This window comes from Coleofasciculus sp. D1-CHI-01 (genome assembly GCF_040218875.1).
GTDB lineage: Bacteria > Cyanobacteriota > Cyanobacteriia > Cyanobacteriales > Coleofasciculaceae > Coleofasciculus.
The window spans coordinates 1-22932 of record NZ_JAVJQP010000029.1; the positions used below are offsets into that span (position 1 = coordinate 1).

Annotated in this window: 22 protein-coding genes; 12 read left to right on the forward strand and 10 right to left on the reverse strand. The window is 45.8% G+C overall.

The genetic code is table 11. From position 1 onward, the window contains the following. Nucleotides 1–251: 251 nt before the first annotated feature. The 4 genes from menB to RIB93_RS05795 all read right to left on the reverse strand — a co-directional run bounded on the left by menB (nucleotide 252) and on the right by RIB93_RS05795 (nucleotide 3274). The gene (gene menB, locus RIB93_RS05780) at nucleotides 252–1085 is read right to left on the reverse strand and encodes a 1,4-dihydroxy-2-naphthoyl-CoA synthase (protein ID WP_446371153.1); all 834 of its coding nucleotides are present in this window, start codon (nucleotides 1083–1085) and stop codon (nucleotides 252–254) included. 226 nt (nucleotides 1086–1311) lie between these two features. Beyond that, complete coding sequence (locus tag RIB93_RS05785) at nucleotides 1312–1923, reverse strand: hypothetical protein (protein WP_446371155.1); 612 nt, start codon at nucleotides 1921–1923, stop codon at nucleotides 1312–1314. A gap of 23 nt (nucleotides 1924–1946) precedes the next feature. Then, nucleotides 1947–2144 (reverse strand): hypothetical protein, encoded by a 198-nt coding sequence (locus tag RIB93_RS05790; protein WP_446371157.1) that lies wholly within the window; start codon nucleotides 2142–2144, stop codon nucleotides 1947–1949. A gap of 5 nt (nucleotides 2145–2149) precedes the next feature. After that, nucleotides 2150–3274, reverse strand: a complete 1125-nt coding sequence (locus tag RIB93_RS05795) for an aldo/keto reductase (RefSeq protein ID WP_446371159.1) — start codon at nucleotides 3272–3274, stop codon at nucleotides 2150–2152. A 639-nt stretch (nucleotides 3275–3913) separates the two neighbouring features. On the opposite strand from RIB93_RS05795, the gene RIB93_RS05800 reads away from it, so the two are divergent. The 5 genes from RIB93_RS05800 (at nucleotide 3914) to RIB93_RS05820 (ending at nucleotide 7813) form a co-directional block, all read left to right on the forward strand. Then, on the forward strand, nucleotides 3914–4885 hold the full coding sequence (locus tag RIB93_RS05800; RefSeq protein WP_446371161.1) for an aromatic ring-hydroxylating dioxygenase subunit alpha: 972 nt from the start codon (nucleotides 3914–3916) through the stop codon (nucleotides 4883–4885). A gap of 71 nt (nucleotides 4886–4956) precedes the next feature. After that, nucleotides 4957–5112, forward strand: coding sequence for a hypothetical protein (locus RIB93_RS05805; RefSeq protein ID WP_446371163.1), 156 nt, complete (start codon nucleotides 4957–4959; stop codon nucleotides 5110–5112). Between the two features lie 79 nt (nucleotides 5113–5191). Next, the gene (locus tag RIB93_RS05810; protein ID WP_446371279.1) at nucleotides 5192–6133 is read left to right on the forward strand and encodes a glycosyltransferase family 2 protein; all 942 of its coding nucleotides are present in this window, start codon (nucleotides 5192–5194) and stop codon (nucleotides 6131–6133) included. Nucleotides 6134–6159: 26 nt separating this feature from the next. Beyond that, nucleotides 6160–7506 carry an AAA family ATPase gene (locus RIB93_RS05815; protein ID WP_446371165.1) on the forward strand — a complete coding sequence of 449 codons (1347 nt, stop codon included), beginning with the start codon at nucleotides 6160–6162 and terminating at the stop codon, nucleotides 7504–7506. Next, entirely contained in the window at nucleotides 7496–7813 is a 318-nt protein-coding gene (locus RIB93_RS05820; protein WP_446371167.1) for a hypothetical protein, read from the forward strand. Before RIB93_RS05815 ends, RIB93_RS05820 begins: the two co-directional genes overlap by 11 nt. A gap of 13 nt (nucleotides 7814–7826) precedes the next feature. Here the strand turns inward: RIB93_RS05820 and ureC are convergent, their stop codons facing one another. The 4 genes from ureC to RIB93_RS05840 all read right to left on the reverse strand — a co-directional run bounded on the left by ureC (nucleotide 7827) and on the right by RIB93_RS05840 (nucleotide 10931). Beyond that, entirely contained in the window at nucleotides 7827–9545 is a 1719-nt protein-coding gene (ureC, locus tag RIB93_RS05825) for an urease subunit alpha (protein ID WP_446371169.1), read from the reverse strand. A gap of 36 nt (nucleotides 9546–9581) precedes the next feature. After that, nucleotides 9582–9728 (reverse strand): hypothetical protein, encoded by a 147-nt coding sequence (locus RIB93_RS05830; RefSeq protein ID WP_446371171.1) that lies wholly within the window; start codon nucleotides 9726–9728, stop codon nucleotides 9582–9584. A 140-nt stretch (nucleotides 9729–9868) separates the two neighbouring features. Then, nucleotides 9869–10150: a DUF1830 domain-containing protein gene (locus RIB93_RS05835; protein WP_446371173.1), complete on the reverse strand. Its 282-nt coding sequence runs from the start codon at nucleotides 10148–10150 to the stop codon at nucleotides 9869–9871. A 235-nt stretch (nucleotides 10151–10385) separates the two neighbouring features. Further along, a complete protein-coding gene (locus tag RIB93_RS05840; RefSeq protein WP_446371281.1) occupies nucleotides 10386–10931 on the reverse strand; it encodes an NADPH-dependent FMN reductase in 546 nt (181 codons plus the stop codon). Between the two features lie 361 nt (nucleotides 10932–11292). On the opposite strand from RIB93_RS05840, the gene ftsH reads away from it, so the two are divergent. The 4 genes from ftsH (at nucleotide 11293) to RIB93_RS05860 (ending at nucleotide 17819) form a co-directional block, all read left to right on the forward strand. Continuing rightward, nucleotides 11293–13290: an ATP-dependent zinc metalloprotease FtsH gene (gene ftsH, locus RIB93_RS05845; protein ID WP_446371175.1), complete on the forward strand. Its 1998-nt coding sequence runs from the start codon at nucleotides 11293–11295 to the stop codon at nucleotides 13288–13290. A 301-nt stretch (nucleotides 13291–13591) separates the two neighbouring features. Further along, nucleotides 13592–15916: a Piwi domain-containing protein gene (locus RIB93_RS05850; RefSeq protein WP_446371177.1), complete on the forward strand. Its 2325-nt coding sequence runs from the start codon at nucleotides 13592–13594 to the stop codon at nucleotides 15914–15916. Beyond that, entirely contained in the window at nucleotides 15913–16473 is a 561-nt protein-coding gene (locus tag RIB93_RS05855) for a hypothetical protein (RefSeq protein WP_446371179.1), read from the forward strand. Before RIB93_RS05850 ends, RIB93_RS05855 begins: the two co-directional genes overlap by 4 nt. Then, complete coding sequence (locus tag RIB93_RS05860; RefSeq protein ID WP_446371181.1) at nucleotides 16422–17819, forward strand: CHAT domain-containing protein; 1398 nt, start codon at nucleotides 16422–16424, stop codon at nucleotides 17817–17819. Before RIB93_RS05855 ends, RIB93_RS05860 begins: the two co-directional genes overlap by 52 nt. A 73-nt stretch (nucleotides 17820–17892) precedes the next feature. Here RIB93_RS05860 and RIB93_RS05865 read toward each other — a convergent pair whose 3' ends face one another. Next, entirely contained in the window at nucleotides 17893–18540 is a 648-nt protein-coding gene (locus RIB93_RS05865) for a M23 family metallopeptidase (RefSeq protein WP_446371183.1), read from the reverse strand. Nucleotides 18541–18913: 373 nt separating this feature from the next. Between RIB93_RS05865 and RIB93_RS05870 the strand changes: the two genes are divergently transcribed. From RIB93_RS05870 to guaA, 3 genes are all read left to right on the forward strand, one after another. Beyond that, nucleotides 18914–19387 carry a hypothetical protein gene (locus tag RIB93_RS05870; RefSeq protein ID WP_446371185.1) on the forward strand — a complete coding sequence of 158 codons (474 nt, stop codon included), beginning with the start codon at nucleotides 18914–18916 and terminating at the stop codon, nucleotides 19385–19387. Between the two features lie 39 nt (nucleotides 19388–19426). Continuing rightward, on the forward strand, nucleotides 19427–20539 hold the full coding sequence (gene cbiD / locus RIB93_RS05875; protein ID WP_446371187.1) for a cobalt-precorrin-5B (C(1))-methyltransferase CbiD: 1113 nt from the start codon (nucleotides 19427–19429) through the stop codon (nucleotides 20537–20539). A 194-nt stretch (nucleotides 20540–20733) separates the two neighbouring features. Then, complete coding sequence (gene guaA / locus RIB93_RS05880) at nucleotides 20734–22281, forward strand: glutamine-hydrolyzing GMP synthase (RefSeq protein ID WP_446371283.1); 1548 nt, start codon at nucleotides 20734–20736, stop codon at nucleotides 22279–22281. A gap of 224 nt (nucleotides 22282–22505) precedes the next feature. On the opposite strand, the gene RIB93_RS05885 is transcribed toward guaA, so the two are convergent. Next, the gene (locus RIB93_RS05885; RefSeq protein WP_446371189.1) at nucleotides 22506–22922 is read right to left on the reverse strand and encodes a rhodanese-like domain-containing protein; all 417 of its coding nucleotides are present in this window, start codon (nucleotides 22920–22922) and stop codon (nucleotides 22506–22508) included. Between the last annotated feature and the right edge of the window lie 10 nt (nucleotides 22923–22932).

Consider the following 22932-nt stretch of genomic DNA (forward strand, 5'->3'; position numbering starts at 1 on the left):
GCAAGGAAATGGGGTAGCATCCTTCATAAGTATGGCATCACCTTGCTCAGGGAAAATGTACCCTTGCTCCCCCAGCTCCCCCAGCTTCCCCAGCTTCCCCAGCTCCCCCTCACCACAACACTTATTCAGCAGCCCCTAAGTGACTAAACCCGCCTTTGTGTAGGGGCGGGTTTCACCGTTATCGTTTCTGATTCACCCATAAGTGACTAAACCCGCCCCGACCGAGTGCAAAAATTAACGAGAGATGCTGCTTAAGGTAACCAAGGATATTGACGGAAATCAGGAGGGCGCTTTTCCAGGAAGGCTTGTTTCCCTTCTGCCCCCTCCTCAGTCATGTAGTACAGTAACGTGGCATTTCCAGCCAATTCTTGTAAACCCGCTTGACCATCACAGTCAGCGTTAAACGCCGCTTTTAAGCAACGGATAGCGATGGGACTTTTTTGTAAAATTTCCCTTGCCCACTGAATCCCCTCCGCTTCCAACTGGTCTACGGGGACAACAGTATTCACCAAACCCATATCCAGCGCCTCTTGTGCCGTATACTGGCGACAGAGGAACCAAATTTCCCGGGCTTTCTTCTGACCCACGATTCGGGCGAGATAGCTAGCGCCAAACCCACCATCAAAGCTGCCGACTTTCGGACCGGTTTGACCAAAGATGGCATTATCTGCGGCAATGGTTAGGTCACAGATAACGTGCAACACATGACCGCCGCCAATAGCATACCCGGCGACTAAGGCAATCACCACTTTGGGCATAGAACGAATCAGGCGTTGTAAGTCTAAGACATTTAAGCGAGGAACGCCATCATCGCCAACGTATCCCGCCTTATCCCGAACGCTTTGATCCCCTCCAGAACAGAAAGCATATTTACCATCGGTGTGAGGACTCGCCCCGGTTAATAAAACAACACCAATTCTTTGGTCTTCGCGGGCGTTACAAAAGGCATCGTAGAGTTCAAAAACAGTTTTAGGGCGGAAGGCGTTACGCTTGTGGGGGCGATTAATGGTAATTTTGGCGATACCGTCGGCTTTGTGATAAAGGATATCCTCGTAGGTTTTGGCGGTTTGCCAGTCAATTGACATATCGGTATTTCCCTTGGTTATAAAGACTCCAAGTACAACTTTGAGCTTGACTTACCTATCCTAAGACCCAATGGCACGCTCCAGGTAGCCGTTTTGGATCGCCAAAACCCTTGATATACCCTAGTGGGCTGGCAAGCTTAAAGTTGTGGGTAAATTTTTTCTGGATCGCTACTCTCATAAGGGTTCCTTGAAAATACTTGACCACTGTTTTAACCTTGCCAAGCCACTACTTTGGTAAATAAGCTTGAATGGGTTTTAAGATAATCCCTAAGATTTTATCAACTTGATTAATATAATATTCCACTAAATCAATACAAACATTGGTTTCATCCAGCGTCAAAAACCGCCAAGCCGTACCACTAGTTACAACCCCACAAATGACAGGAATATCAATTCCTTTACGTTGATTAAAAATCTGAGCCGCTACCATTTCGGCTACACATTGCCCCAACCCGCCAATAATATTTTCATTTTTAGCTTCAACAATAGTAATCACAGGAGCGCTGATAAAAAACTGCTCTCTAGAAGCACTGAGCAGAAAATCACAGTATCCTATAAGTCCTTTCTCAATATCTACATTAAAATCAGTACCAGAAAACAAGCTAATCTGATAATTCAATAGCCGCCTAACTTCACTTAAAATTGGTGCGATCAGAAACTCAGAACGCGCTTTTTCCGTACCAATTGCCGTTGCTAAAGGAATATACTCTTGTAAAGTAACGCTTAAAATATCCGATGGCTTAACCCCTTCAACATCTACAAATAGATTTTGAGTCTCATCCACCGTTAAACCAAAATCTTCCTTAACTTTAGCTAACGTGAAATTGCTATATGCCATTGGTGAACCTCCTTCTTATATATTCAGATATCCGATTTCTTAAAGAAGTCGAGTATCTCACCTTCATTCAAAGCGTTCATCAATTCAGCCTTCAATAAATTCCGCGTCTCACTTACCCCTACCATCAACTCCTGATACTCTGTCAACATCTCGCCTAAATCCCGATGCTTTTCCTTCTCCTGATAGGGATTGTTAATATCCAAATTGTAGCCATTGCCCACCCTACCTAACTGGGCATTTCCGCTTCCGGTGGAAAGCCATGCTGGATTCTGCCAATATCAGCATCATATTTCTTGGAGGTTTTGAACAGTTCAAAGCGCCCATCCGCCGCATAAACGGCACATTTATCGCGTAGCGCCTGCATCTGTTCAGGGTTCATCGGCTGAAAACCCCGGGCAATGGCTAAGTTTTGACGCAATACATCCAGTGACGGAATACCGCTAACCGTAGTGGCGACAGGTAAACTCATCGCATAACCCAGCGCTTCCTCAACGGTGAGAATCCCATTTTTTATCGCTTGACCATTACCACTTAAGCTTTTCATGCCAATGGGCGCAATACCGCGCCGATTGAGTTCCGGTAATACCTGCTGTTCAAAACTGCTAAACGTGGCGTCGAAACAGTTAAGCGGTAACTGGCAAGTGTCGAAAGGAAAATCATAAGCCAGCATCTTCAGGTGAATCGCTGGGTTTTTGTGACCCGTGAAGCCCACAAAACGCACTTTACCCTCACGCTTTGCCCGTTCTAATGCTTCAATGACCCCATTTTGGCGGAAAATTAGCTCTGGGTCGTTATAATAAACGACTTCATGGATTTGCCACAAGTCCAGATAATCAATTTTCAGTCGCCGCAGTGATTCTTCCAATTGTTGCATCGCCACACTCGCATCGCGTCCATGGGTACAAACTTTGGTCATCAGAAAAACTTGATCACGCCGCCCAACCAGGGCTTTGCCCATCAATTCTTCACTGCGATGGTTATTATATTCCCAGGCATTATCCATAAACGTGATTCCCGCGTCAACGGCTTCTTGGACAATACGGGTTGCTTCCTCCTGACTCGAGGCATTACCCAAATGAGCGCCACCTAAGCCAATGGCTGAGACGTCTACGCCAGTGCGCCCCAGGGGACGACGGGGGATTTCTCCAGAGTTGAGGGTTATCATACTATTTGTATCTCCGGCAAGGGGCGTTTTTGGGAGTGGTGCGGCTGCAACAGGTTGGTTGACTGATTGCAAAATTAAGTCAGATAGGGCAATTCCTGCACCAAGGACACCGCATCGTTTGAGAAACTGTCGGCGCTGGGGGTTGAGTGGGGAGTTATCACTGGTGGCTTTGTCGTAATCGGTCATTAACTTTTATCCGTTTACCATACTTTAACTAATTCGGCGGAATTCCCCATTCGTCTGCACGGTGGGGATGAATAGCCGGACAATTACGAGGTACACCTCTTGTGGGTGTCCGAGTGATTGTCAATCTCTGTATTTGGCAGTCGGTCAATCCAATCTTCTACTAGTTGAGTCATCGTCTTTTCCTTGCTGGCAGCATACAACCTGAGCTTATTCAAACGACGCTCAGATATTCGCAAATTCAATCCCTTTTTCGTCATCGCTATCTACACAAAATCTACATACATAGTAATATATAGATGGTTGCTGACCCGCCTAGGCGTATGGACATCAGACAGGTTAATCCGAAGTAGCAGTAATATGCTTACCGCAGAAACATCGCAGCTAGGGAAAGAACATGACCGCTGGTTCATAGGTTACGCCCTATGGTAAAAATAGACTCCAAGTTGTGTTGTACGCAAAGCTATACACCTGTGGAAGACGGGTGTCTGCCTGTGGACGCTGAGTAAGACCAAATCAAACATGGGTTTGGGGAGGCATCGGCGGTTGAGACGGGAAGCTCCAAAGACGAATAAGACCGTCCTTGCGTAGTTGATTTTGGAAGCCTCAACTTCAGCTCTCGCAAGTTGGGGTACTTCACGTATGTTCAAAGACTCTGTTTTGCTCAACGACTGGCAGGTTATTGCGGCGGCTGATAATGTTACTGCGGGTACGGTGCAGTCTATACGGTTGCTGGAACATGATTTAGTGATATGGCATGATGGCGAAGACTTCTCGGTTGGGCAAGATCAATGTCCGCACCGAGGGGCGGCTTTATCACGAGGAGTTGTTCGCTCAGGCAATTTGATCTGTCCTTATCACGGCTTGGCGTATAACCGCAAGGGAAACTGCGTTCGCATTCCTGCTCATCCTCACCTGACACCACCAGCAAGCGCAAGTTTGACGACTTATCCCATTATTAAACGTTACGGCTTAATTTGGACATCTCTGGGTCAACCCAAGCATACAGTTCCTGGTTTCCCGGAGTGGGATAACCCCAGTTATCGGAAAATTCTCTGTGGTGCGTATTATTATCGCGCTAGCGGCTTTCGCGCCTTGGAAAATTTTCTGGATTTGGCTCATTTTCCCTTTGTGCATGAGGGATTACTGGGAGATGTGTGTCAAAGTGCGATCGCGGATTATCACGTCCAATCTACTCCCGATGAAATTATGATTGACAATATCCGCGTCTGGCAACCTGATCCCGATGGTACGGGTGAAGGCAGCTATGTCACCTATACGTATCGAATTTTGCGTCCGCTAACGGCTCATTTTATCAAAGCATCGACTCAAGGAAACTTGGCTATTTTTTTTACCGTCACGCCAGTCACGGAAACCGAATGTCTCGGCTGGATGGGGTTAGCGATGAATTATGGGTTTGATGTTCCTGAAGCTGAATTAAAAGCGTTTCAAGATCAAGTTGTGGCTCAAGATATTCCTATTGTGGAGTCGCAACGTCCTCAATTATTGCCTTTAGATTTACAACGGGAGTGTCATTTACCCAGTGATAAAGCGTCCCTAGCTTACCGTCGCTGGCTGAAACAAAAGGGGGTGACATTTGGCACAATACCGTAGGGGCGGGTTTAGGGACTAAATTCCGATATTCACCACTAACGGAACAACAAAACCCGCCCTCCCCACCACTAATGGAACAACAAAACCCGCCCTCCCCACCGATAACGGAACAACAAAACCCGCCCTCCCCACCACTAATGGAACAACAAAACCCGCCCTCTCCACCAATAACGGAACAACAAAACCCGCCCTCTCCACCACTAATGGAACAACAAAACCCGCCCTGATTCATAATTAATAAGTCCTACAGCCGTTTACCCCTGAATGAAGTACAACAATTCATCTGTAATACCCCATTCCTCATCCTTGTTTTTCAGCGTTGTTATTCCCACGTACAATCGTCTACCCATTCTAAAAAAGTGCCTAAAAGCTTTAGAACACCAACATCTCAGGGAAAATACTGTTGTCACTGGCTATGAAGTCGTCGTGGTGGATGATGGCTCAACAGATGGTACCCTAGAGTGGCTGGACTCTCATCGTCAGGAACTGTCCAAAGTGCGATCGCTCTCTCAAGATCACCTGGGTCCAGCCGCCGCCCGGAATCTAGGCGTTGAGCAGGCTAAAGGCGATACAATTATCTTTATCGATAGTGATTTAGTCGTCACCGAGAATTTCCTGCAAGCCCATGCGGATGCATTGGTTCAGGGACAACAGCAGTTAGGGAGCGATCGCGTCTTTACTTATGGATGGGTAATTAATACCAACAATTTCGATAATCCCAGTTCGGAACCCTACAAGATAACGGATTTCTCGGCGGCGTATTTTGCTACTGGAAATGTTGCGATCGCGCGGAAGTGGTTGGAGGAAGCGGGACTCTTTGACACGCGCTTTCAACTCTATGGTTGGGAAGATTTAGAACTGGGTGTTCGCCTCAAACAGTTAGGCTTAAAACTGATTAAATGTCCGGCGGCTGTCGGCTATCATTGGCATCCTCCGTTTAATTTAGACCAAATTCCCCAGATGATTGACCGAGAAATTCAACGGGGACGCATGGGGGTATTATTTTATCAAAAACATCCCACTTGGGACGTGCGAATGATGATTCAGATGACATGGCTGCACCGGATACTGTGGGGAGTTCTTTCCGTGGGTGGGCGATTAAATGAACGAACCATGGCATCTTTCTTGCAATATTTGATTAATCGTGGGAAGCCGCAGTTGGCATTAGAAGTTGCCCGAATTTTCCTCAATTGGTATAACGTGCAGGGAGTTTATGCAGCTTATGCCGATATTGAAAAAAATCGGTAAAACAAAAGAAAGAGTGTATTTAAGGTATGAGTCAATCTACATCGACTGAAAGCAACAACAAGGAAGTTCAGGGAATTACCAGGATTGCTGTACAGGGGTTTAAGTCTCTTTATGACGAGTGCAGTATTGAAATCCGTCCCTTAACCATTCTGGCGGGTGCGAATAGTTCCGGTAAATCCAGCATCATGCAACCATTATTGCTAATGAAGCAAACCCTGGAAGCACCCTATGACCCTGGCGCATTGTTACTGAATGGTCCCAACGTAAAATTCACTTTAGCAAAACAACTCTTATCTTGTGCTTCTAGGACATCATTAAATAATCAATTTAAGATTCAAATTCAAATAAATAATAATTCATTCATAGAAAATATTTTTCAAATAACAAGAGAAATAGGCATAGAGCTTATTTGTACAAATTTTAATTTCGGGAATGGACTTATTTTGGAAATGCCCATAGATGGCAAAACAAGGGAGATATTAGATCAAAAAAATATGCGGAGGGAACATTTTAAGATAACCCCGACTAAAAAATCAATTCATTCTATGCTGCCACCACCAAGTCTTGCGGGTATTAATGTAGGTCGAAATCGATGTTTTTTAGAGCCGATAAAGACAATTATTAGAATAACAACATTTGAGGTTTTTAAAGAAAAAATTCGTCAAATAGTCCATGTTTCTGGATTGAGAGGCAATCCAGAACGCACTTATAACGCTACGGCAATTAGTGAGAATTTTCCAGGAAAATTTGAGCATTATGTTGCAAGTATAATTAATAATTGGCAATTCACTAAAAGTAACCTAATTTTGGATTTGGAAAACGCACTAAATCAATTAGGTATAACAAGTAGAGTTGAGGCTAGAAAAATAAATGATGTTCAGCTTGAATTGCGTGTAAGTCGTTTACCAGGAAGAGACAGTGAAAATGATATGGTTAGCATTGCTGACGTTGGTATCGGTGTCTCTCAAGTTTTGCCAGTATTAGTAACGCTTCTGGTAGCCAAACCAGGACAGCTAATATATATAGAACAACCAGAACTTCACCTTCATCCTCGCGCCCAAGTTGCTTTAGCGAATATACTAGCAGATGCAGCAAAACGAGATGTCCGTGTTGTTATAGAAACTCACAGTGAATTGCTACTTTTAGCCGTTCAATCATTAGTCGCAGAACGTCAACTATCACCAGATTTGGTAAAATTGCACTGGTTTACACGGGGAGATGATGGGATAACAAAAGTTAGTAGTGCTGATCTCGATGAAGCGGGTGCTTTTGGAGATTTTCCCGAAGATTTTAGCGATGTATCTCTAAAACTAGAAAGTCGTTATTTAAATGCGGCTGAATCTCGTTTATCGGAAGGTTCTAATGGCGGATAAAGGGGTTTCCAAACGACTGGTAATTGATGCGTCAGTTGCCCGTTCATCTGGCGGAGAGGATGCGACTTATCCAACTTCAGTACACTGTCGGGATTTTTTACAAGCGGTTTTGGATATCTGTCACAAATTTGTAATGACGCCGGATATTAAACAAGAGTGGGATAAGCATCAATCAATATTTGCGCTTAGATGGCGTCGTCGGATGGTGGCTAATAGAGGACACATCATTTATGTAGAGACGTTGCATGCAACGTCTCTACAATGGTGCCAAACCAAGCCTTTCAGACAAAGACAGCAGAAAGCATGATCGCACTGTTCTCTTAAAACAAAAAGTAACGCTGTGCCATCGGTAAACTCTTAGCTGGTTCGCAAATTAACAATTCTCCATCTGCCCTAACTTGATAGGTTTCTGGGTCAACCTCCATCTCCGGTAATGCATCATTTAATTTCATATCTCGCTTACTTACTTGCCGGGTATTGAACACCGCAACCGCAGGTTTTTGTAACTTTAATTGTGTAGCAATATCTCGGTCTAATGCCGCCTGAGAGACAAACGTTAGCGACGTAGCCGCGATCGCACCGCCAAAACTGCCAAACATCGGACGGCTGTGAATCGGTTGGGGTGTGGGAATACTAGCATTGGCATCCCCCATTTGGGACCAAGCGATCGCACCGCCTTTGATCACAATCTCTGGTTTGACGCCAAAAAAGGCGGGTTTCCACAGACATAAATCAGCCAGTTTCCCTTTCTCCACTGAACCTACATAGTCAGCAATACCATGGGTAATCGCCGGGTTAATCGTGTACTTTGCCACATACCGCTTTGCCCGGAAGTTATCATGATCCACTGTTTCCTCAGAGGATGAAGATAAAACGCCCCGTTGCACTTTCATCTTGTGCGCCGTTTGCCAGGTGCGAATAATCACTTCCCCGACTCGCCCCATCGCCTGGGAATCGGAGGCAATCATACTAAATGCGCCTAAATCGTGCAAAATATCCTCAGCCGCGATCGTTTCCCGGCGAATCCGGGACTCGGCAAAGGCGACATCTTCTGGAATCCCCCGATCCAAGTGATGACATACCATTAACATATCCAGATGTTCTTCCAGGGTATTCATCGTGTAGGGGCGAGTGGGATTCGTGGAGGAGGGTAAAACATTGGCTTGACCGCAAACCTTGATAATATCGGGGGCATGACCCCCGCCTGCGCCTTCGGTATGGTAGGTATGGATGGCGCGGTTTTTGAATGCCGCGATCGTGTTTTCTACAAATCCGGCTTCGTTGAGGGTGTCGGTATGGATGGCGACTTGAATATCATACTCATCCGCGACACTCAGACAGGTGTCTATTGTGGCTGGTGTTGTTCCCCAATCTTCGTGTAACTTTAACCCCATTGCCCCCGCTAACACTTGTTCTACAAGTCCCTGAGGTTGACTACTATTGCCTTTACCCAAAAATCCCAAGTTTACCGGAAACGCATCGGCGGCTTGCAGCATCCGATACATATTCCACGGACCCGGTGTGCAAGTCGTGGCATTGGTACCAGTAGCCGGTCCTGTACCGCCGCCTAACATCGTAGTAATCCCGGATGCGATCGCGACTTCAATTTGTTGGGGACAAATAAAGTGAATATGGGCATCAATCCCTCCAGCGGTGAGAATCATCCCTTCACCAGCTACAGCTTCAGTCCCCGGACCAATAATAATATCGACGTTATCTTGAATATAGGGATTTCCGGCTTTGCCAATTTGGGAAATTTTACCGTCTTTAATCCCAATATCAGCTTTAACAATTCCCCACCAATCCAAAATCAGGGCATTGGTAATCACCAGATCCACCGCCCCATCCGCATTCGATATCGGAGATTGTCCCATCCCATCGCGAATGACTTTACCGCCACCAAATTTGACTTCATCGCCATAGGTGGTGAAATCCCGTTCCACTTCAATGAACAATTCAGTATCAGCCAGACGGATGCGATCGCCTACAGTCGGACCATAAGTTTCAGCGTAAGCGCGGCGATCCATTCGGTAACTCATTGCGGTTTCTGTGGCAGATGCTATTGGGTGGATTAATTATACGGGAAAATACGCGATCGCACTGATACCGTAGGGTGGGCATTGCCCACCAACCTTAAGGATCGCACTGATACCGTAGGGTGGGCATTGCCCACCAACCTTAAGGATCGCACCATTCAGCTTAAGTTGACAGGCATGTCGCACGTCCCCGCAAGCACAAAAAGAGGAGGAAACCGATCTCCCTCCCCCATTCTTTATCGATTGTGGCAACATAGGTTTCAAACAATGTTAAGTTTTGTTTGAAAACCTGTACCAATGTGCCAAATTCATGGTATTTCTTATTCTTAAGCTGATAGCCGAGGCGGATCAACTTCAACCTGCAACTGGCGACAGGGAATCTTCTCAATCTTGATCGCTTGACCCAGATAAGTTGATAAAACTTCGAGTTGAGCATCCGATGCTGCTTCAAACAACAGGCGATCGCCAGGAAAAACAACACGCTCAAAACTGTAAGCGCTAGGGATACCAATCCGAATCACTTGCAGTGAGCTAGTTGTGTTGGCATAGCTACAAAGACGTTGAGCAGAAGCACTCGTCGGTTGTGAAGGAATGGCTGATATCATCATGGGTCTTAGGTGTTCTTGAGTAACTTATTCTTGAGTAACAAAGCGAAGGTGATTGACTCCCTCTATTTTAATTTTTACAAATGAGAGTTTAAGTTTACTAAAAATAATTGTTAAATTTATACTAAATTTTATATTTGTTGACAAAATTAAATATAAGAGGTATTGACATTTAACGTGTCAATACATACGAACATGAGACTAGAAAGAAGATTCAGGCTGAAGTAACTTAGAATTGTTACAACACTCCTCGCAGCTTACGAGAATGATCAACTAAACTCTCAGCAAACTGATCTAAACGCTTCGAGAGTTTCTCATCTAAAAGCTTGCCATCCTCACCAAAGGCTTGCCACGCCCGACCGAAGGCGATTTGCTCTGGAATCACCCAACCATGAACCCAACGGATAATCAGCCGAAGTTCATTGAGGGCATTACTGTTAGCTTGACCGCCTAAAACACTGAGCAGCCCGGTCACTTTACCCGATAAATGGTCAAATGTCATCAAATCCAGGCTATTTTTGAGTACCCCACTCACGCCCCCATGATATTCCGGTGTAACCAAAATTAAGCCATCGGCTTCCTGTACCGTTTCCCGTAACCGGATGACATCGGGATAACCGGGATAGTCATCGCTACCGATACAAAATGGTAACTGCATCTGTCGCAGGTCAAGGATTTCGGTGGATGCGCCCAAGGCTTGCACCCGCTGAATGGCTAAGGTTAAGGCTTGATAACTATAGGATTTAGCTCGCAGGCTACCATTAATGCCAACAATTTTTACCATGTCTTGCCGATGAATACTTTCTAATACAAAATACATTAACTTCAGGACTTACGCAGCGAACTCTAGTTTCATTTATTCTCCCCCTGCTCCCCTAGAAGGGCGGGTTTAGTCGAGTAGAGAGTGTGGAACCATAAGTTAGCTGTAAAACCCGCCCCTACACCCCGGCTCTCCTATCCTTTGCAGTATTGCCACGATTGCATCCTCCCCTAGCCACGGCTAGATTGGAGGAACGCTAAACTAGAGGTTGGTAAAGCAGTTGAACGTGCCGCGTCACGCCTTGGCAGCATTATGCTGCGAGTTAATAGACAGGACCAACAAGGGAAATTATTCGATGAACAACAGTTCCTGGATGAGATCATGGATGGGACATGAACCGCATAGAGGTTCAACGAGTAAGCCAAAGCCGCCACAGAATAAACTTCGTTATTGGTGGCGTATGGTAACCAGCTTAGTGATCGTTCAAGGTGTGATGTTGGGTGTCCCTGCCCAAGCGCAACAGACGGAGGAAAAGCCATCGTTAAGCTATGGGCAGCTTTTGGGGGAAATTGATGCCTGCACGCCGCCACCCTCATCCCCAGAGGAAAAGATCCCACCGAGTCAGACATCGAAAACGGATTGTAATATCGAAAAAGTTGAACTTGACCCCGCCCGTGATGTTGCTAGAGTCTACTTAGCCGGACCCGAAGACGCCGAACCGCCTCAAGAGATCATGCTACTGGAGCAAAATGGCGAACTGATTGGGAAACTGCGGAACACCAATATTCCCTTGGATGTAACGCCAACCACGAATAATTCTGCCGCCTTAGGGTTGGTGATGCAGTTATTTTTGCTCTTACTCTTGCTCGCCGGACTGATGATGATTCTGCGTCGTTCGGCGAGTAGTTCCGGTCAAGCGTTAAACTTTGGCAAATCCCGCGCTCGCTTTCAGATAGAAGCGAAAACCGGGATACAGTTTGAGGATGTGGCGGGAATTGAAGAAGCCAAAGAAGAATTACAAGAAGTCGTCACGTTTCTCAAACAACCGGAACGATTTACCGCCATTGGTGCGCGTATTCCCAAAGGGGTGCTGTTAGTCGGTCCTCCAGGTACAGGGAAAACCATGCTGGCAAAAGCGATCGCGGGAGAAGCGGGGGTTCCGTTCTTTAGCATTTCGGGCAGTGAGTTTGTGGAGATGTTTGTCGGGGTGGGCGCCTCGCGGGTGCGGGATTTATTCAAGAAAGCCAAAGAAAATGCTCCCTGCTTAATCTTCATCGACGAAATTGACGCCGTTGGTAGACAACGAGGGGCGGGTATCGGTGGAGGGAACGATGAGCGAGAGCAAACCCTCAACCAGTTACTCACAGAAATGGATGGGTTTGAGGGAAATACGGGTATTATCATTATTGCGGCGACCAACCGTCCCGATGTTTTAGATTCTGCCCTGCTTAGACCTGGGCGATTTGATCGCCATGTTATGGTAGATCTGCCTACCTATAATGGACGGCTGGGGATCTTGGATGTCCATAGTCGGAATAAGAAATTAGCAGCAGAGATATCCTTAGAAGCGATCGCGCGACGCACTCCGGGATTTTCGGGCGCGGATTTGGCGAACCTACTCAACGAGGCGGCGATCCTCACCGCCCGACGGCGTAAAGAGGCAATTACTCCCCTAGAAATTGATGATGCCATCGATCGCGTCAGTATTGGTCTGCAAATGACACCGCTTCTGGATAGTAAGAAGAAGCGATTAATCGCTTACCATGAGGTCGGACATGCCCTGCTGATGACCATCCTCAAAAATTCTGATCCCTTAAACAAGGTGACAATTTTACCCCGTTCTGGTGGCGTGGGTGGATTTGCCCAACCCTTACCCAATGAAGAATTCATGAATATCAGTCGCTCTACTGATCTGGGGGATTTGTACTTGCCTCGGACGTGGCTGATTGATCAGATTACCATTGCTTTAGGGGGTCGGGCTTCGGAAGAAGAAGTATTTGGTCATGGTGAAGTGACCATTGGTGCCGCTAGTGATATTAAGAAAGTCGCAGAACTGGCGCGTGAGATGGTGACTCGGTATGGTATGTCTGATTTAGGTCCGGTTGCTCTGGAACGCCCGAATAGCGAAGTGTTTCTCGGCGGCGGTTGGACGCAGCGATCTGACTATTCCGAAGAAGTTGCCGCCAAAATCGATCATCGAGTGCAAGCGATCGCGATGGAATGCTATGAGGAAGCGCGTCAGCTAATTCGCGACAATCGACCGTTGATTGATCGCTTAGTTGATATTTTGTTAGAGCAGGAAACCATTGAAGGGGAGCAATTTCGACAAATTGTTGCTGAACACACCCAACTGCCGGAAAAACAAATGGCGGTGATACATTAAGAAGGCAAAAAGGAAAGTCAAGTAAACCCAATTTGCCTTTATTACCCCCTTTTGCCACGGCGATTAAAATCGCTGCTACACAAACAAAGTCCGCCTGCGCGGACTGGATTATAAAGGGGGTAGTTAACCCGGATTTGGTATTACTTCTGAAATCCTTAACTAGGGAGGCTTTGAGAACCTGGCTTTGAGGGAAATTTTTCGAGAGTAACACAAGAGCGATAGTATATATGTACTTACCTGAGTGCCTATTTAGTGATAGGCACTGAGAATTCAATTTTTGCTCTAATCGAGAAGATGTCCTATGTCTATTTTTCTCAACGGTTTCGAGGTCAAACTTTCTGCCCAAAGCTTCAAAGCATCTATACAAGCTTTACCAAATAACCAGGAGGTAAAACCACTCCGACAAGAACTGGGAGATGAATGGTTTCTTCACTGGCGACAGGGCAAACTTTATGGTATTCCTAAGGTAACTCAACCTCATAAGCCTTTTGGTCAACCGGAGGATCTAAACTGTAATGAGCATCTTCAACTTTTAACCAGTCGTATCAGTAGTCTGCTTCCAGGTATCTTCTCAAAATATAATCCGCTAAAACGAAAACCCTTTACTTTCTTGGCTCAAAGGAAAGAACTCATCAGCCTAGTTGCTAATACTAGCAACAATTTACCTAACATTATTTTCAATTTCAAAATTATTCCCAAATACATCCTTGAACCAAAAATTTTTGAACTCCGTCAAGACGAACCTGGTATTGGATTGTTTCTTCGCCTCAAAACCAATTGGCAAATTCAGGCATCCTTAAGCTCCCTTCAAAATGAAGGTGTTGAGCTTCAAGATTTGTATGTTGTTCGTCGTTCTCGTGTCCCTGGTAAAAGACTTTTAGTCGGACGCATTAATTATATTTCCAATCAAATTGTTTATCTCTCTGAAGCCTTCGACGATATAGACTCAATTCCTGAGAAAGAAGTCTGGTTAGAGGGATCTAAATTTTCATTTAGCCGTTGTCTAAAAGTTATACTTAAAGATCAGTATAAATCCTTTAAGTCTGCACTAGATGACCAAGAAAGTCAGTTATTGACTGGACCCGCTCTCGACCAAACGCTCACTGAAATGCAACAGTTTTTAGTTAAAAAATCTCCTCTCCAAATTGCACCAGATTTACAAGGGGCAATCGGGGAGAGAATTCCTGCCATCAATACTAAGGACTATCAGTCTGTAATTACTGCTTCTGCCGTTGAATACTGCTTTGATGCTGCACGAACGAAGAAAGCACCTTTTGCTTGGAAGGGTATTAACCATTACGGACCGTTCAGTCGGGAAAACTTTTCTAAGAAAACTCCAGAAATAGTTGTTTTCTTTCCTGATACCGTGAAAGGTACAGTTGAAAATTTTATTCGATCCTTACGGGACGGTATCAGCTTTCAAAAGAAAAAAATTAATGAATATGGTGATGTATCTTGGCAAGAATCATCTCGGTATACTGGCGGATTTGCTAAAATTTTCGGTCTGGTTAATCCAAGATTTATATTAGAGTCTATTCCTTGGTTCAAAAACACCACTAAACCTCCAGCTACTCTCTATCGAGATACTATTGAGCAGACGTTAAAAAATCGAGAAGTTATGCCCGATGCCGCAATCGTCGTACTTCTTGATAACCACGCACGTCTTCCTGATTCCGAAAATCCCTATCTTTACTCCAAATCACTTTTACTAATGGCAGGTATTCCATCCCAGGATGTTCGCTTTGCAACAATCAGTCAATCGCATAGGGAGCTACAGTATACGCTACAAAACTTGACTGTTGCACTTTATGCCAAAATGAATGGCTTACCTTGGACTGTTGATCACGATCAGACCATCAGTGACGAACTTGTTATTGGAATTGGAGCATGTGAGTTATCGGGAAGTCGCTTTACAGCTAAACAGCGATTCGTCGGTATTACTACAGTATTTCGAGCTGATGGAAATTACATTTTGGGAAATCTTTCCAAAGAGTGTTTCTATGATGAGTATCCGGATATGTTGAGGCAATCAACCCTGTCAATTTTGCAGGAAATCAAAACTCGAAATAATTGGCAACGTGATGATACAGTACGTCTGGTGTTCCATGCAGCCAGACCTTTAAAGAATATTGATGTCGCAGAAATTATTGCTCAGTGTGTTGCTCAAATTGGTAGAGAACAGAATATTGAGTTTGCATTTTTAACCATATCTCACGATCATCCATTTATAATGTTGGATAAATCCCAGCAAGGTATCCGGGGGAGAAGTAGTACAAAAAAAGGAATCTATGCACCGGAGCGGGGTATCATTCTGCAACTTGGACGTTACACGCGACTTTTAAGTACCAATAGTCCAAGGCTTATTAAGCGCTCTAGCTCACCTTTACCAACACCATTACTTATTCATCTGCATCCACAATCCACCTATTATGACCTCACATATCTAAGTGAACAAGTGCTAAAGTTTACATCACTATCTTGGCGATCGCTATTGCCTGCATCTGATCCTGTAACCATCTATTATTCCGAACTGATTGCTAAGTTACTTGCCCGTCTAAGAAATGTTCGGGGATGGTCACCTGAAATGCTCAATATTAAACTTCGTGCAAGTAAGTGGTTCCTATGATAGATGCGATTAGGAAAAGTTTCAGTTTCCAGTTGGACAACCTGGGGCAGTATTTACAGGTGAATTATCACAGAGAATCACCAGAGAGTGGCTTTGCTCACTATGTTTTCCATCAGACAAACAGCCAACTTCCCTTTGAGGTAGCCAACGATGCAGACATTGATAGTTTAGATTCAAACCGTTTTAGTCACGCTCCTGTTCTCGCAACAGTAGGCTATAGTCTTGCCTGTGGAAGACGGTTTAGTGAAAGTTTTCTGGAAAGTTGGGCAAATGGATTAGTTAGACTCTCAGGTCGGGAGGCTTTTCCTATAGATCGGACTTCATTTTTTTATCGTCCCACAGAATTGCTTGGTATTGCTGTCGGTATTAATTACTGCTATAAATATCAACCTGAACAGTCAAGATGGTTGCAGGATATTTTAGTTGAGGGAGAGCAACGATTAATCCATAGCGACTTTTGGACATTCCTAATCAGCGCCTATGCTGCACAGCTTGTTTCATTGACTTGGAAACCGATAATTTTCCCGTTCGTGCAGCAGTCCTTTACTTTTCTCTAAAAAGAACTATCACTCAAATTATCGATTCAACCTGGGATGATTACGAACAAATCCTCCATAGTCCTCAAAAAGCTGTTGAATGGCTGAATTCTGCCTGCGATAACATTCATACTGTAACTCAGCAACTTCAATCTCAACTTAGTCAGCCATCTGATATTGAAGCACCTAATATGGCTGATATGCAGATGCTTCTAGCCGCTTTGTCAAGATTGCGGTCTGACACCGACACTATAGAAGACCAGATTATCAAGCTGCAATCTAGCGTAGAAATTATCAACGAGCCAAACACCATGAATTACTACGACTTTCAACTCTTGGTAACAAGCGATCGCAAGATTCGCGCTTCCTCAGAACAAGGTGAGGAGTGGGATGAATTCCAGTTAGATATGAACAAAATTAGGCTGACGCTGGGATTGATTGAGCATCGGCAAACAAATACTGAACTGCTCAAATCACTGGGAAGTGAACTCTATCAAGCGCTTTTCCCCGCTAAGATTCACGGTCAATTTCGAGCTACCCTAGCAGGCGCTGAAGAGAACAAATACGACGTGCGCTTGCGCTTGGTGTTTGAATCCCCAGAACTCGCCGCTCTCCCCTGGGAATTTCTCTACGAGCAAAGCACTAACACCTTTCTCGCCAATAACACTCAAACTGCCCTGTCACGGTATATTGACATTCCTCAAAAAAAGCGAGAACTCAAAGCTGCTAGCCTCCCCCTGAAAGTTTTGCTGGTTATCTCTAGTCCAACTAACCTCATCCCATTAGATGTCGCTGACGAAGAAAACCTCATCCGTGAAGCACTCACACAACATATAGAGGCAGGTAAGATTGAGTTAGATGTGCTACCAGAAGCCACTATCCGCAACATTAACCAGAAATTACGCCAGAAGCCTTACAACGTCTTCCACTTCATTGGTCACGGCGTCTTTAAGAACAATAAGGGGTTCATTGCTCTTGTTGATCAAGATAATAAATCCAAACTCTTAGACGATGAAGGCTTTGCCAACTTGTTTTTAGGCAACCGTAACCTAGGTTTGGCTGTGTTAAATTCTTGTCAAGGTGCGGCAGTATCCTCCAACCAAGTCTTTGCAGGCATCGCCCCGAATCTTGTGCGACGCGGCATACCCGCCATCATCGCTATGCAATATTCTATCCTCGACAGCACTGCCAAACTATTTGCCGACGAATTTTATCGTACCCTTGCCCTAGATTGGCCTTTAGATGCTGCTATCCAGAGTACCCGTAATGCCATTTCCATAGAAGTCGGACTAGATAAGCCCGACTTTGCCACACCTGTGCTTTATATGCGAGCTAAAGATGGGATAATTATGAGTGGGTTACATTAGGGAATTCGGCTTTTGAAGGCAGATATCAGTGAATTGCCAGAACAGTTAACGTCTACTACAGCAATAACGCTCCTTAGTTCGATGCCGTTTGCTGTCGGTACATTTCCCGGAGAACTAAGGCGGGGTCAATGTATTTGTCGGCGTACTTTACCCCCCAATGTAAATGAGGACCCGTGGTGCGCCCGGTCATACCCACGCGACCAATTCGAGTGCCAGTGGGTATCTGTTGACCTTTCCAGAGTTGAATCCCGCCACTGCGATCGCTCAAATACATGCCTTGGCTATCTGTTTCCACATGACCTTTGAGGTGACAGTAGATATGTTTCCACTCACCGGATTGGATGGTGATAGACGTGCCACAGGCAGTATTATCGGACAGGGATACCACCTGACCTGCCCACCAGTTGCGAATGTAACTGCCTTCGGGTGCGGCGATGTCTAAACCTCGATGAAATTCTGTACCTGACCCACGGGGAGAACGACGGTAGCCGTAGGGAGAGGTATAAGCCTGAAAATTCTCAACGGGAAACGAACCTCCCTGCCAATAGGTGTTGGTGTTGGTCGTTATCTGAGTCGGCATAACCTCTGAGGCGGTCACTCGGTGTTGGGTGATGACTCCCCAGAGGATAAGACTGATTAAACTTAGTCCAGCGAACAGGAGAAAGCGTTTTACGGTTGTCTTGTGTTTATTGTGTCCTCGGCGTGGAAATACTCCTGACATTTCCTCACTCCTCGATGGGATGAACTTTCCAAGTGGTTAGCTTCGCTACCTTAGCATGAATGGTACTGACTGGCATGGTGGTGGGTTGAGCGAAGTCGAAACCCACGCTAGGGTATATTAAGGGTTTCGGCGATCTTAAAAGGCTTCAGTTAGCTGCCATTCACCTTAACATTTCCCAGCCTGAGATAGGTAGATCAGCATCGACTTTTTTCTTAGAACATGGGACTATTTGCTGAGGCAGATGCCTCATGGAAAAAGCTATGATGGATTTTGGCGTGGTAACGAGTCCGACATCCAGTGAGACGCCTGAAAATTTTGATGGTGATTTCTACCTTCTTTCAATGTCTTCCACCCTTTATACTTTAGACTTCAGATGACAGCGACGGTCAAAATTCAGCCTTCTGGCTTCTGCGTTCGATACCCCAAAACTTCCTGGCGAGTCACCTTCGTGGAGGAAGCGTCCGGGAAGTTCCGGTTTTCCCTGATTGGATCTGACTTTAAGTTTGAACCCAGAGATCGCTATCGTTACCCAACTCATGATGACGCTAAACGCGCTGCTGTTTGCTTTCTGGAGTTGATGAAACGGTTAGCTCGTTCCCGGATGCGCTTAAGCGTGCTAGCTGAGATTGGTCTTTTGAAATTCCCCCAACAACAGCATCGGGGTTATAAAGTGTGGTTAGTAGTAGACCGCGCCCGTTATTCCTGGGAAGCCACTCGACGAGATGGTCTTTGTATTCGATCGCAACGCTGGTACAAGCGACCGGAAACCGCGTTATCTAAAGCACAGCAGCATATTGACTGCGAGTATGCCAAGTCTCAGATTCGGGATGTTATTGGCTGGGTTTAGGGCGTCGCTTTGTCCCAGTGAAGAATCTAATCATCTACCATGTCAATGAGATCTGGATATACTCTACCCGTCTTTGCTTGTGCTTCCGCTATTGCGGCGTTGCAGTGGTTGCGCCAAGCTAAACCCCTAGATGCCGTATCTGTAGATTTAATTGAACCTCAAGAAACGGCAGAAATTCCGATTGAGCAAGTCGCCGGAATTCACCCAGGAATGGCATTGGCAATTACCCGCAGTGATCCGGGGGATAATATTGATCTAACCCGAAATACTCCGATTTGGGCAGTTGTGGAATGGGGACAATCTGAGCAAACCGAACAGGTACAGATAGTCGGCGGTGAAGGAATTGGGCGACAATTAAATGCCGCCGGAAAAGCGGCAATTTATGGCTATGCTGAGACGTTATTACAAAGGAATCTCAGTCGCTTACTTGCACCCGATGAGAAAATTCAGGTAACAATTATTTTACCCGAAGGTCGTATTCTGGCAGAACGGACATCGAATGCGGCGTTTGGTGTGCTAGAAGGATTATCACTGTTGGGAACGACGGGTATTTCTCAACCGTTAAGCGCTCCTGATCAACTGCAAGCTTATCGCGAACAACTGCAAATTAAAGCCCTCTGTTTTGATTGTTTAGTCTTCTGTGTGGGAGAAAATGGGTTAAGTTTGGCGCGACAGATGGGAATTAATTCAGAGCAATTAGTCAAAACGGCAAATTGGCTAGGACCTCTATTAGTGGCGGCGGGATTCCAGGAAATCCCAGGACTTTTATTATTCGGGTACCATGGTAAGCTGATTAAGTTAGCCGGTGGAATTTTTCACACCCATCATCACTTAGCTGATGGACGCTTGGAAATTCTCACCGCTCATGGCGCTCAAGTGGGATTACCCACGCCGATTTTACAGGCAGTTTTTACCAGTCCCACCACCGAAGCCGCGTTGACCTATTTGCGGCAATTGGATGCTAAGGAGGGGAGTGATTGGGTGAATCAGATTTATCGGGCGATCGCGTCTACGATAGATAAACGTAGCCAAGACTATATTTATAAGCATAGCCAGCAAGAAGTACGAGTCGGTTCCCTGTTATTTGATCGCAACCGCCAAGTCATCGTCACTAGCCCAACGGGAGCCACATTACTTTCGCAATTATGTTAAGTTGGTAAGAATATCTATTCTGTTAAACCAATAGATTCTCTTGCTATCAGTAGCAGACTTGCTCAGCGAGATATATCCTTATATTACTCAAATTGCGCTTACAGGACAAAGCAGTGACTAGACCAACAGGAAACGCATCTCAACCCGTAGAGACATTACCCACAACCACTCTACAAAACCAGTTACATCGCCAGATGATTGTGATTCTGGATTTTGGCTCTCAATATTCAGAACTCATCGCTCGTCGTATCCGCGAAACTCAGGTGTATTCGGAAGTCATCTCCTATCGCACCAGCGCCGAACAACTCCGACAACTGAGTCCCAAAGGAATTATTCTATCGGGAGGTCCGAATTCCGTCTACGATGACGCTGCACCTCAGTGTGATCCCGAAATTTTGCTTATGGGTATCCCTATATTGGGGGTTTGCTATGGGATGCAGTTAATGGTACAGCAACTAGGTGGGAAAGTAACTCGCTCTAAACGGGGAGAGTATGGCAAAGCGTCGCTGCATATCGATGATCCCACGGACTTGTTGACGAATGTGGAAGAAAGTTCAACGATGTGGATGAGCCATGGGGATTCCTGTCAGGAATTGCCAGACGGTTTTGAAGTCCTAGCCCATACCGATAATACTCCTTGCGCCGCGATCGCAGATCATCAGAAAAAGCTCTATGGGGTGCAGTTTCACCCGGAAGTCGTGCATTCGGTTGGGGGTATCGCGTTAATTCGCAATTTCGTTTATCACATCTGCGACTGCGAACCCACTTGGACGACGGAAGCTTTTGTCGAGGAAGCTATTCGCGAAATCCGCGCCAAGGTGGGAGATAAACGGGTACTACTAGCTCTTTCTGGAGGTGTGGATTCCTCAACCCTCGCTTTCTTATTGCACAAGGCGATTGGTGACCAATTGACCTGTATGTTTATAGATCAAGGCTTCATGCGAAAACTGGAGCCAGAACGGTTGGTTAAGCTGTTTCAGGGCGAATTTCATATTCCTGTAGAATATGTTAACGCCCGCGATCGCTTCCTGGCTCGACTGGAAGGGGTGACTGATCCTGAAGAAAAGCGTCGTCGTATTGGTCACGAGTTTATTCGTGTCTTTGAAGAACAATCCAAAATCCTGGGTCCTTTTGACTATTTGGCTCAGGGTACGCTTTACCCCGATGTGATTGAGTCGGCGGATACTAATGTTGATCCCAAAACCGGGGAACGGGTGGCGGTGAAAATTAAGAGTCATCATAACGTCGGGGGTTTACCCAAAGACTTGCGCTTTAAGCTAGTGGAACCCTTACGGAAACTCTTCAAAGATGAAGTTCGCAAAGTGGGACGTTCCATTGGTTTACCCGAAGAAATTGTTCGGCGTCATCCCTTCCCCGGACCCGGATTAGCGATTCGGATTATTGGTGAAGTCACCGCAGAACGGCTGAATATTCTGCGCGATGCGGATTTGATTGTGCGCCAGGAAATTAATCGACACGGACTTTATCATGAACTTTGGCAAGCGTTTGCTGTTTTACTCCCGATTCGCAGTGTTGGGGTGATGGGGGACCAGCGCACGTATGCGTATCCGGTTGTGCTGCGTTTGGTCAGTAGTGAGGACGGGATGACGGCGGATTGGTCACGAGTTCCTTACGATTTACTCGAACTCATTTCTAATCGGATTGTGAATGAAGTTAAGGGTGTGAATCGGGTGGCTTACGATATTACCTCTAAGCCACCGGGAACGATTGAGTGGGAATAGTCATTTAGGGAAGCGGGGGGAGATGAGAGAGATGAGGTAATTGAACAATTGCTGTCTGATTTAACCCCAAGTCGTGACTATTCTGTCTCCGTGACTCCAGGAATTAGCCCGGTTGATACTAGCCAACTCACGGCAATGTCGATAACGTTTGAAGCCTAGCATAAGAATCCCCAGCTATAATTTTTAATTTAGCTGGGGTGCGTTCAAGTTATACCAAAACCCAATTAAAGTTGCTCAGCAGGACCATCTGTTGAACCAGAAATTGCTTTCCAAGCCGTTAATCCACCTTTGAGGACAGACACAGATTCAAAACCCGCTTCTCGCAGTTGGGATGCGGCTTGATTGCTTTGTTGATCATTGTCACCGTAGACGTAGATCTCACGTTGCGGTTCGAGACTGGTTGTGGCGCGATCCGGGAGTTCTTCCATCGGCATCGGAATTGCACCCCTGATCCGAGCCTGGTTAAAAGCCGCGCGATCGCGAACATCCAGAATGGTCAAAGCCGGTTCACCCCATTGCAGGCGCGATTTGAGGGCTTGAGCGCTAGACTCTGGCATCTGTTGGGGTGGTGGAGTAGGAACTGCCTCAGCTACGTTTTCCTTTGCCTCGGCGATGGGGTTCGTTGTTTGTGGGTCTGACATAATAGTTGTG

Bases quoted from the DNA above. Each gene is read 5' to 3' on its own strand.
- menB (WP_446371153.1), bottom strand. From the start codon at position 1,085: ATGTCAATTGACTGGCAAACCGCCAAAACCTACGAGGATATCCTTTAT.
- RIB93_RS05785 (WP_446371155.1), bottom strand. From the start codon at position 1,923: ATGGCATATAGCAATTTCACGTTAGCTAAAGTTAAGGAAGATTTTGGT.
- RIB93_RS05795 (WP_446371159.1), bottom strand. From the start codon at position 3,274: ATGACCGATTACGACAAAGCCACCAGTGATAACTCCCCACTCAACCCC.
- RIB93_RS05800 (WP_446371161.1), top strand. From the start codon at position 3,914: ATGTTCAAAGACTCTGTTTTGCTCAACGACTGGCAGGTTATTGCGGCG.
- RIB93_RS05805 (WP_446371163.1), top strand. From the start codon at position 4,957: ATGGAACAACAAAACCCGCCCTCCCCACCGATAACGGAACAACAAAAC.
- RIB93_RS05815 (WP_446371165.1), top strand. From the start codon at position 6,160: ATGAGTCAATCTACATCGACTGAAAGCAACAACAAGGAAGTTCAGGGA.
- RIB93_RS05820 (WP_446371167.1), top strand. From the start codon at position 7,496: ATGGCGGATAAAGGGGTTTCCAAACGACTGGTAATTGATGCGTCAGTT.
- ureC (WP_446371169.1), bottom strand. From the start codon at position 9,545: ATGAGTTACCGAATGGATCGCCGCGCTTACGCTGAAACTTATGGTCCG.
- RIB93_RS05835 (WP_446371173.1), bottom strand. From the start codon at position 10,150: ATGATGATATCAGCCATTCCTTCACAACCGACGAGTGCTTCTGCTCAA.
- RIB93_RS05840 (WP_446371281.1), bottom strand. From the start codon at position 10,931: ATGGTAAAAATTGTTGGCATTAATGGTAGCCTGCGAGCTAAATCCTAT.
- ftsH (WP_446371175.1), top strand. From the start codon at position 11,293: ATGGGACATGAACCGCATAGAGGTTCAACGAGTAAGCCAAAGCCGCCA.
- RIB93_RS05850 (WP_446371177.1), top strand. From the start codon at position 13,592: ATGTCTATTTTTCTCAACGGTTTCGAGGTCAAACTTTCTGCCCAAAGC.
- RIB93_RS05855 (WP_446371179.1), top strand. From the start codon at position 15,913: ATGATAGATGCGATTAGGAAAAGTTTCAGTTTCCAGTTGGACAACCTG.
- RIB93_RS05865 (WP_446371183.1), bottom strand. From the start codon at position 18,540: ATGTCAGGAGTATTTCCACGCCGAGGACACAATAAACACAAGACAACC.
- RIB93_RS05870 (WP_446371185.1), top strand. From the start codon at position 18,914: ATGACAGCGACGGTCAAAATTCAGCCTTCTGGCTTCTGCGTTCGATAC.
- cbiD (WP_446371187.1), top strand. From the start codon at position 19,427: ATGTCAATGAGATCTGGATATACTCTACCCGTCTTTGCTTGTGCTTCC.
- guaA (WP_446371283.1), top strand. From the start codon at position 20,734: ATGATTGTGATTCTGGATTTTGGCTCTCAATATTCAGAACTCATCGCT.
- RIB93_RS05885 (WP_446371189.1), bottom strand. From the start codon at position 22,922: ATGTCAGACCCACAAACAACGAACCCCATCGCCGAGGCAAAGGAAAAC.